We start from the raw sequence: 9064 nt of genomic DNA on the forward strand, positions 1-9064 counted from the left end.
CAAACATTTTCTTCACCTCCTTATGATATTATACAGCACCAAGCCTTATCATGTCCAACGAATATAATTGCGGGGGATCGGGGGTCAGTCGCTCGGCTTATATCCCCACGGATAAATCCGGGGGCTTTACGCCGATTCTCGGTAACCGCTCAGCCGCCCCCTCTCCCTTATCGGTTTCCCCACTCACCGCATCAGGGTTGAGGGGTGGGCATGGCATTGATTGGTCAAATCGCTCTGTGCTTCTGCCCCGGCAATCATACATCTAAATTGCACAAAAAATGGATTAAATATCGCTTTTAATACGCTGAAATTTTTACTGCTAAAAACCTGTCATTTCCGGCGGGAAGGGAATCCAGAAAGCATTTCTTTGCGAACCCATCTGAAAACCGCTACCAATATGATTTTACTGTGTTGATTTCGTACTATTTTGGCAAGGTTTTTCTGAGCAATACCGTAGCTAACGACACCGAATTTGGGATAATTCTCGGTTTACACAAAGCTCATAAAGCGCCAAGAAGAAGAGGTCAAGACCTGTGAAGGGAAATCCCAAGGTTGGCGCTGGTGGGAACGAGCATCACAGGTTTAGCAATTGTCTGAGTGCATAGGCTACAGTCTGCATCGCTGCTTATTTGTAATAAAAACGGTATGCAAACTAAGTGTATAAGATTAAATTAAAAAAACTCCCCACAGCTTGGGGGAGCATGAAGGTAAGGCGATGCAAAATTAAAGAGCCTCAAACAGCTCCCTCTAGAGAGCCTCAAATCGCTCTCTCTAATAACTCTCTATCAATTTTTGCAGTAGGATTTCACCCTCCCTATCAGCTAGCCAGCAGTTTCTTCAACCAGAGCGTTTTGCTTCCTTTTGCCATAGCGAAACGCACCAAGACCCACCAGTAACAGGGCAGTTGCCGTGGTTGGTTCGGGGATTTCCCGAGGTTGTGGCGTGGGTGGCTCCCAACTGACAGTACCTCGCCCGGTTCCGCTTGCGCCCACCATACCATTACCATCAATACTTTGGTAGCGCACGCCGAAGTTATTCAAGGCGAACTTTTTCACGTCACCAGACAATGCCAGGGTAGCGGTAAACTTTTGCGGCTCATCATTGGTTTTCACGCCGCCATCTTTGCCGCCGGTGCAGTTACCGTCGCTAAAGCAGACATCTAAGTTTCCGAATTGATTGGGTAATTTGCCGTTAGCAACGGCATTCTCAAATAAGCCATCAATGCGGGTCAGTTCAGCGGTTGTTTCGTTGTTCTTGCCCCTTCCTTGTCCTGGGCCTGTGGATTCTTCCGCAAATAGCAAGGACAACTTCCCGTCGGAAAAGTCCGTGACGTTAAACCCTAAGCCAGAGGTTCTAGAGGTGATTCCATCGCTGGAGGTGTTGTCGAGGGTAATATCAAATTTTGCCTCGGTGTTACCTCCAACCGTAGTAAAGCCGAGAAATTTGAAAATGGCTTCCGAGGTGAGTTCGATAACATCACTTTCGTTGACGTTGCCATCAAAGATGATTGTGAACTCTTCATTTACATCGTCCTCGTCAATTCCGATACTGCCATTGTCTATCAAAGTAAACGCTGAGGCAGCGGGGGCGACAGCGAACGAATAAACCCCAATGGAACCGAGGACAGTTAGTCCTACCGTTAATTGTTTCAATCGTTTTAACATAATCTTTACCGAATCCTACCAGCATCTTGTGTCCAACCGAATTTTTTGCCGGGGTGGTGGATGAGCTTTGACGATTGGGAGGGGGACATGGGATCCCATACGCCCGCCTGACTCATCCCGCTGTGTGATTAAAGTCAATCACCTCCTCCGGTTGCGCGCAATGGAGAACCAAACTGATGTTTGCCTCTCTCCTCCACTGTATCTGGCTCAACCACTGCTCGTCGAGGCTTTGGACGAAACTTTGTAAAATCTTTACGTAAAAAGTTTAATTGATTAAGTTTTGATGTGTTTTAGGATCCAGGATAAGGTTTTTGTAAAAAATAATCCCGACTGTAGAAGCTGTAAACTCGGAAAATGCAAGGAATATTGATGCATTTACCTTGCAATGTTTCTGACAATTTCATCCCCAAAGCTGGCGATTCCAATTGTCACGATCGCCCCTTGGGGTGGGGCGGCTCCCATACCAGGGCGATCGCGCTCTTAGTAACGAGGCGGTTTTCTCCCCACTGTAGCTCTGTTCCCCGCTTTTCCCCGGTTGGGGGGAAATTTAAAATAGAGCGTCGAGACCAAAATGAGTACAAATTATTAATTGTTAATTTGTCATCCTAATTTATAGGGTCGATTCACAGGAATCGACCCTATAAATTAAAGTTTTGGTAAAGAACGAAAAAATCGGCATTTTTATGGTATGAGGGGCGCTGTGGCGGGGAAAAGCGATCGCGTCATGCACGGATTAGCGAGGAGCCACGGCATATTGAACCAGTTGTCCGAGTCGGTGACGCAGAGTTTCTAACCCCAGACTTCCCTTGGCGGAAATAAACACAGCTTGGGGAAACTGTGCTCGAGCGATCGCCAAAGTCTGGCTATCCACACAATCGATTTTGTTAAACGCCACCAGGGCCGGACCGGGCGTCATTGGCATTTCCCTTAAAATCTCCATCACTGAGCGAATCTGACTTTGCCACGCCGGATGAGACAAATCCACCACATGCAGCAAAGCATCCGCTTCGGTCACTTCTTCTAAAGTCGCGCGAAAGGCATCCATCAAAGAAGGTGGCAACTCGTGAATAAATCCCACGGTGTCGGTTAACACGATGGACTGGGGTTTTCCGGTGGCCATATCGGGAACCACTAAGCGCCGGGTTGTGGGATCCAAAGTCGCAAATAATTGGTCGGCGGTATAAATTTCCGCATTGGTCAGGGCGTTGAGAAGAGTAGATTTGCCGGCGTTGGTGTAACCGACGATCGCGATCGAAGGAACTTCTTGATGCTGTCGGCGCTGACGCATCCGCGATCGATGCGCTTGCAATTGGTTCACCTCTTTTTGCAAGCGGGCGATGCGCCGTTGAATGGCGCGTCGTTCCGTTTCCAGCTTAGTTTCCCCCGGGCCTCGGGTACCGATACCACCGCCTAAGCGGGACATTGCTTGACCTCGACCGGTCAGGCGCGGCAACATGTATTCCAATTGCGCCAGTTCTACTTGCAATTTACCGGCACTGGATCGGGCGCGTTGGGCGAAAATATCGAGAATCACTTCCGTGCGGTCTACCACGCGGACGCCGAGAAGCATTTCCAGGTTGCGAACTTGCGCCGGCGATAAATCGCGATCGAAAACGATTAGATTTGCCCCGAGGGTTTGAGAGCAGAGGGCAATTTCTTCCACTTTTCCCGCGCCGACAACCGTTTGCGGGTGGGGACGGGAACGCTTCTGCTGCAATGTTTGGACCACCGTTGCGCCAGCGGTGTCTACTAAGCGGGTGAGTTCGGCGAGTTCATTTTCAAATTGTTCTGGGGTCATGGAGTCGGTCATTACCCCTACGAGGACCACACGATCGCGATCGGCATCCACTTCTAAGGCGACGAATTCCCGTTCGAATTGAGCTTCGAGTCCTTCTACCAGGTCGAGGAAGTCCTGTTTGGCGAGCATATCTAAGCTCATCGGCGGCGAAACGCTCCAAGTGGCGATCGCGCGATCGCTTTGCTCGGGTTCCATTTCCGTGGGCGGGGTCAGATGGGCTAAATGGGTTTCTTTCACATAACCGGTCGCCCCGCCGCCGCGCCGTTCGAATCCTTCACCGGTGAGGGTGAGTACCACCAAGCTATCCAGGCGTTGAATCGCCATAGCGGTTAATGCGGATTGATTGGGTGCGTGGGATTTGTGCTGAGTTGCAATGCAGCGAATCCCGCTGAGACGGCCCGCACCATACCGGGGTAATTCTAGGGGGGGAATTTGGGTTTGACGCGGCGAACCCACTCCCACGCGAATCACTTGTCCCCGGCGATTGATGTAGGCACAAACCGATTCTGCGATCTCCGTAGCGATCGCAGCTACACGCTGAGCAAATTCCGGCGTAGTGATGGAATCTACCGGCAGCTTTTGATGATAAAGCCGTTGCAACTGCTTGAGCTGGCTGGATTTCAGACCTTTTAAGTTTCCGTAGATAGTTTCGATAGGCGCTTGCGACCAGTGCCCTGGCCCTCCGAATGCGTTCCCTGCCTATTTTATCGCGATCGCGGGAGGAATGGCATTAGGGGTTGGTGGTTAGTCATGGGTGATTATTTGCTTTCTTCCTGGATGGTGATGCGGTATTGAGTGGCGATGTAATAGAAGAGTTTGTAATATTGGGCAAATTTATCGTTGGGCGATCGCCCTTGCAGGTTGTAAATGATGTGGTCGGTTTTGAGGGTGAAGGTCATCCGGGTTTCCTCTTGACCCACTTCCACGTCTAAGTAGGCGGGGAGTCCTTGTTCGGTGGTCAGGTTAGAGTCGGAGGAGTTTGGTGGGTGGAGGGAGGGGGAATTGGGGAGATTGAGGTGGGTGAGGTTGAGTCTGGCCCATCCTCTGACTTCTATGTTTGGGTGTTCGGGGTGACGAAATGCCCGTCCATCGAGATTGGTGGGCGGATCGAGGGGGATCCAATCGGTGGGATAGGGAAATTGGAAGTGAAAGCGAGGATTGTTGTAGGTGTTCCATTGGGTTTGCAGGGGAGTTCTGGCTACGGTGCAACCGGCGAGGATGACGCTGAGGGTAACTGCTGACGCCCAGCGGGTGATAGTTTGAGTGCTGATGTACGCGGAAAAAGGCCCCATCGCGATTGCTCTTTGTACTCTTTCTTTTATATTGGCATTTGCAAATGGGGGCTGGATGCTGGGGAGGCGATCGCCTAAGTCTGGGCCGACTCCTATATATGGAGGGGGTGAATGAGACGGGTGAGGAGAAGGGTGGGATTTAGAAAGGGGTGCTGGATCCTTGGGAATCGCGATCGCCCAACGATGAGACTCCTCATAGGGGGGGGGGGTGAATGGGACTGTAGGGGATTTTGGATCCTTTTTTCGGATTTTGCGGGTGCCCGAGGGGGAAAAACGCCATTTTTTACAATTTGCGATCGCTTGGTCGGGTTGACACTACGGATAGTGTTTTTCGTGTCAAATAACGCTACCCGTGATGTTTTAGGGGCAGGTTTTCGGCTTTAACTATTTTTTCTCTGGCGAGAGATTGTAACGGAATATTACAATAATGCCATTAAAGTGGTTTAGCATCTTGACAGTTCAAAAAACAGCCGCTACTATGGGTGACATACCCGGGTAAATCAATTCAGCGTCATGCAAGATAAGCAAAAGGTAACTCTGTATCTGCCACCAGAACTTCATCGCCAGCTCAAAATTCGAGCGGCAGTAGATTCCGAACCGATGTCATCCATAGCCGAAAGAGCGATTGATTTTTATCTAGCTCATCCGGGCGTGGTAGACGAAGTAGAGGAAGCGACTTACGGAAGAACCCATCAGGTTTACACCTGTCCAGATTGTTCTAGCTCGGTGGTGATGCGCGATGGAGAGATGGTATCCCTAAAAAACCAGCCAAGCGTAGTGGCTGAAGAGGGGTTGACCGTTGAAGAGGTGCAAAAGATTCAATCGAGCACCGATCAACAAGGCGAGGAACAATTAGTTCCCTGCTAACTGAAAACTTCCACCAGGGAGAAACTTGTGCTCCGCATAAAAAAACAGAAAGGGGCATTAAGATCTAGCAATAATGTTGTAGGCACCGTTTAGAGAAGGTCGATGGTCATGAAAGAAGAGCTCAATATTTTAATCCAAGCTCAATATCCTTTAATCTACCTCGTGACCTCCGAGGAAGAACGGGCCGAGCAGGCGATCGCAACGATTGCTCAGATCAAGCCCCAAAGAAGAGTCTTCGTATGGACGGTTACGCATGGAATTGTGGAGTACGGTCAACCCCGAAACGTAACCCAACACAACACGGTGTCGCCAGAAGCGGCAGTGGAGTGGGTGGTAAGGCAGCGAGAGCCTGGTTTGTTTATCTTCAAAGATTTGCATCCGTTTATTGATTCTCCAGCGACGACGCGGTGGTTGCGGGATGCGATCGCGAGCTTCAAAGGAAGCAACAAAGCGATTATCCTGATGTCACCGATACAGGAAGTGCCCATCGAGCTGGAAAAAGAAGTGGTAGTCCTGGACTTTCCATTGCCAGACATGGGAGAACTCAATCAGGTGCTATCGCACCAACTGGAGTCGGGTAGAAATCGTCGAATCAATACCGAAACGCGGGAAAAATTACTGAAAGCCGCATTAGGGTTGACGAAAGACGAAGCCGAGAAAGTGTACCGCAAGGCACAAGTGACCAGCGGAAAGCTAACCGAATCGGAAGTCGAGATTGTTCTGTCCGAGAAAAAACAACTCATTCGCAGAAATGGGATTCTCGAGTATATAGAAGAAGACGATACGATCGATTCAGTGGGAGGTCTCGAGGAGCTGAAGCGGTGGCTGAGGCAGCGTTCAAACGCATTTACCGAACGGGCGCGAGAATATGGTTTACCCCAACCGAAAGGGATGTTGATTCTCGGAGTACCGGGTTGCGGTAAGTCGATGATTGCCAAAACCACGTCTCGCCTGTGGGGTTTGCCCCTACTGAGGTTAGACATGGGTCGAGTATATGATGGCTCGACGGTGGGGCGATCGGAGGCGAACCTGCGGAATGCCTTAAAAACCGCCGAATCGATTTCACCTGCGATTCTATTCATAGACGAATTAGACAAAGCATTTGGTGGAAGCGGAGGGTCTGCGGACTCAGATGGCGGAACATCTAGCCGGATATTCGGTTCATTCCTAACCTGGATGCAAGAAAAAACCTCGCCAGTGTTTGTGATGGCAACTGCCAACCGAGTGGAAAGACTGCCTGGTGAGTTCTTGAGAAAGGGGCGTTTCGATGAAATCTTCTTCGTAGATCTGCCCAACGATGAAGAGCGACGAGCAATTTTCACCATTCACCTGACCAAACGACGTCGAGACCTCGATCGCTTCGACATCGAACAATTGGCAAAGGTGTCCGATGGATTTTCCGGGGCAGAAATCGAGCAAGCCGTCATCGCTGCGATGTACGAAGCTTTTGCCCAAGATAGAGAATTTACGCAGTTGGATATTATCGCTGCAATCAAGTCAACGCTGCCACTGTCGAAGACTATGACAGAACAGGTATCGGCCCTGCGCGAATGGGCCAGACAGCGGGCGCGACCAGCTGCATCTTCTGTCGCCGAATATCAGCGACTGGAGTTTTAACAGGCTTTCTCCTGGTCCAAACAGGAGCAAAGGCTAGCAACTTCTTGCTAGCAGTTCGAACAAATACCGCCATTATATGCGGTTCCCTTCAAATCCAAAACGTTGTCGTATCTAAAAACCTACTTTTAGGAGGAAATCCCAATGTCTCACTTTAGCACCCTGCGTACCAAAATCACCGACGCCGAAATCCTGAAAAGCTCTTTGCGCGATTTAGGCATCAACGTCAAGAGCGAAGCTGACGTCCGTGGTTACAATGGCCAGCGCGTCCGTGCCGACTTAGTGGCAGTTCTCGAAGGCGAATATGACCTCGGCTGGTCTCGCAACAGCGACGGCACCTATGACCTGATTGCCGACCTGTGGGGCGTTGCTAAGAAGCACAATCAAACTGAGCTGATCAACGCCATCAATCAGAAGTACGCTGTTAACAAGACCTTGGCCGAAGTGCGTCGTCCCGGTCTGCAGAACGCTAACGTCAAGCTCGTGGTCCAAAAGTAAAGTAACTGAGCGCGTTCCCAAACTGGCGGGTTAACCAAATGCGGGTTAACCCGTTTTTTTTTATCCTGACATATCTAGAGGGATTTGTAGAGAAGGCCAGAGGTGGGGATATCCCTACAAAGTCGCTACAATAAGCCAGAAGCAAACCCGATAGCGATGTGGATATGGAAACTTTTACCTTAGAACGGGATCCAGAAATTCGGCAGTTGATGCGCCAGTGCGGCACGCAGGCAGAAATTCTGGCCAAACAACAGTATGTGGTGGAGAAAAAGGGTCCGGAAGACTACGTAACGAGCGTCGATCGCGAACTCGATCGCCGGCTGACCCAGGGTTTTGCGCGGCTATTTCCCTGTGATGGAATTATTACCGAGGAAAACCAGCCATCGCGGCGGGCGTTTCGTGCTGGTTATCGGCGACTGTGGTGCATCGATCCCCTGGATGGCACCGATGGGTTTATCAAGCGCAAGCCCCACTATGCGGTGATGATCGGGTTACTCTGCGATTTTCAACCGGTGGCGGGGTGGATCTATGCCCCCGCTTTAAAACAAATGTACTATGGCGGTAAGGGGTGGGGTCTGTTTCAGGCGATCGGGGAAGCAGAGGTGGAGCCACTACAGCCGGTGGAGGCACCCGCACCCACGGACTCTTTCTGCCCGATTATTATTGGCGACAAAGACGAGCGCAATTTTGGCGAGGCGATCGCCGAACTGGTGCCAGGAGCCACATTTTCTTCCCTCGGCAGTTTTGGTCTGAAGGTGATGGAGGTCATTTGCGGTCGCGCCGGTCTGTACCTTTATCTCAATGGTCGGGTAAAATTGTGGGATACCACCGGCCCGATCGCTTTAGCCCAAGCAGCGGGATTGGTCTGTTGCGACTTGGAGGGAGAACCCTTGAGCTTTCACCCCAGTGCGATCGCTCCGGATACCTTGATTCACCATCAACCAATTTTAATTGGGTGGCCGCGTTATGTGGAAGCCCTGCGATCGCGCATCCGGGAGGCCGCGATCGGCAATCGGTAGCCACAAGTATAGCTTTAGTGAGATATACTGTTTAACGCGCTAAAAAAATCGGCCGTTATCTCACACTAAAAGTATATTTAGGCGGTTCTCCGATTCCCACCCATCGCTCCCACACAATCCCCTCCCTCTTCGCCAGTTAGTGGCTGGCGCATCGCGATATTATTTGCGTGATTTAGGCAAAATAATCGAAATTTTGGCTTATGCCCTGCGAACCAACATGCTGAGTAATGCTAAAGAAAAGAGGTGACAGTTATGAGCGCGATCGCAATCAATTTAAACCCAATTATTCAACTGACAGACGAACAGTTTTAT

The 9064-nt window shown here is 50.4% G+C and carries 7 protein-coding genes; 4 read left to right on the top strand and 3 right to left on the bottom strand.

Annotation, left to right across the window (positions count from 1 at the left end; translation table 11 throughout):
- Window positions 1-821: 821 nt before the first annotated feature.
- The 3 genes from LKK83_RS19950 to LKK83_RS19960 all read right to left on the bottom strand — a co-directional run bounded on the left by LKK83_RS19950 (window position 822) and on the right by LKK83_RS19960 (window position 4754).
- Complete coding sequence (locus LKK83_RS19950; protein WP_324633062.1) at window positions 822-1664, bottom strand: cistern family PEP-CTERM protein; 843 nt, start codon at window positions 1662-1664, stop codon at window positions 822-824.
- A gap of 733 nt (window positions 1665-2397) precedes the next feature.
- On the bottom strand, window positions 2398-3924 hold the full coding sequence (hflX, locus tag LKK83_RS19955; protein ID WP_442957346.1) for a GTPase HflX: 1527 nt from the start codon (window positions 3922-3924) through the stop codon (window positions 2398-2400).
- Between the two features lie 296 nt (window positions 3925-4220).
- Window positions 4221-4754, bottom strand: a complete 534-nt coding sequence (locus tag LKK83_RS19960) for a hypothetical protein (RefSeq protein WP_324633064.1) — start codon at window positions 4752-4754, stop codon at window positions 4221-4223.
- 513 nt (window positions 4755-5267) lie between these two features.
- On the opposite strand from LKK83_RS19960, the gene LKK83_RS19965 reads away from it, so the two are divergent.
- From LKK83_RS19965 to LKK83_RS19980, 4 genes are all read left to right on the top strand, one after another.
- Entirely contained in the window at window positions 5268-5621 is a 354-nt protein-coding gene (locus tag LKK83_RS19965) for a hypothetical protein (protein WP_324633065.1), read from the top strand.
- Between the two features lie 108 nt (window positions 5622-5729).
- On the top strand, window positions 5730-7238 hold the full coding sequence (gene ycf46, locus LKK83_RS19970; RefSeq protein ID WP_324633066.1) for a stress-responsive protein Ycf46: 1509 nt from the start codon (window positions 5730-5732) through the stop codon (window positions 7236-7238).
- Window positions 7239-7379: 141 nt separating this feature from the next.
- Window positions 7380-7733, top strand: coding sequence for a DUF1257 domain-containing protein (locus LKK83_RS19975; protein ID WP_324633067.1), 354 nt, complete (start codon window positions 7380-7382; stop codon window positions 7731-7733).
- Window positions 7734-7897: 164 nt separating this feature from the next.
- Window positions 7898-8752: a 3'(2'),5'-bisphosphate nucleotidase CysQ family protein gene (locus LKK83_RS19980; protein WP_324633068.1), complete on the top strand. Its 855-nt coding sequence runs from the start codon at window positions 7898-7900 to the stop codon at window positions 8750-8752.
- Window positions 8753-9064: the final 312 nt, after the last annotated feature.

Source organism: Phormidium sp. CCY1219 (assembly GCF_035615515.1).
Taxonomy (GTDB): Bacteria; Cyanobacteriota; Cyanobacteriia; order Cyanobacteriales; family Laspinemataceae; genus CCY1219.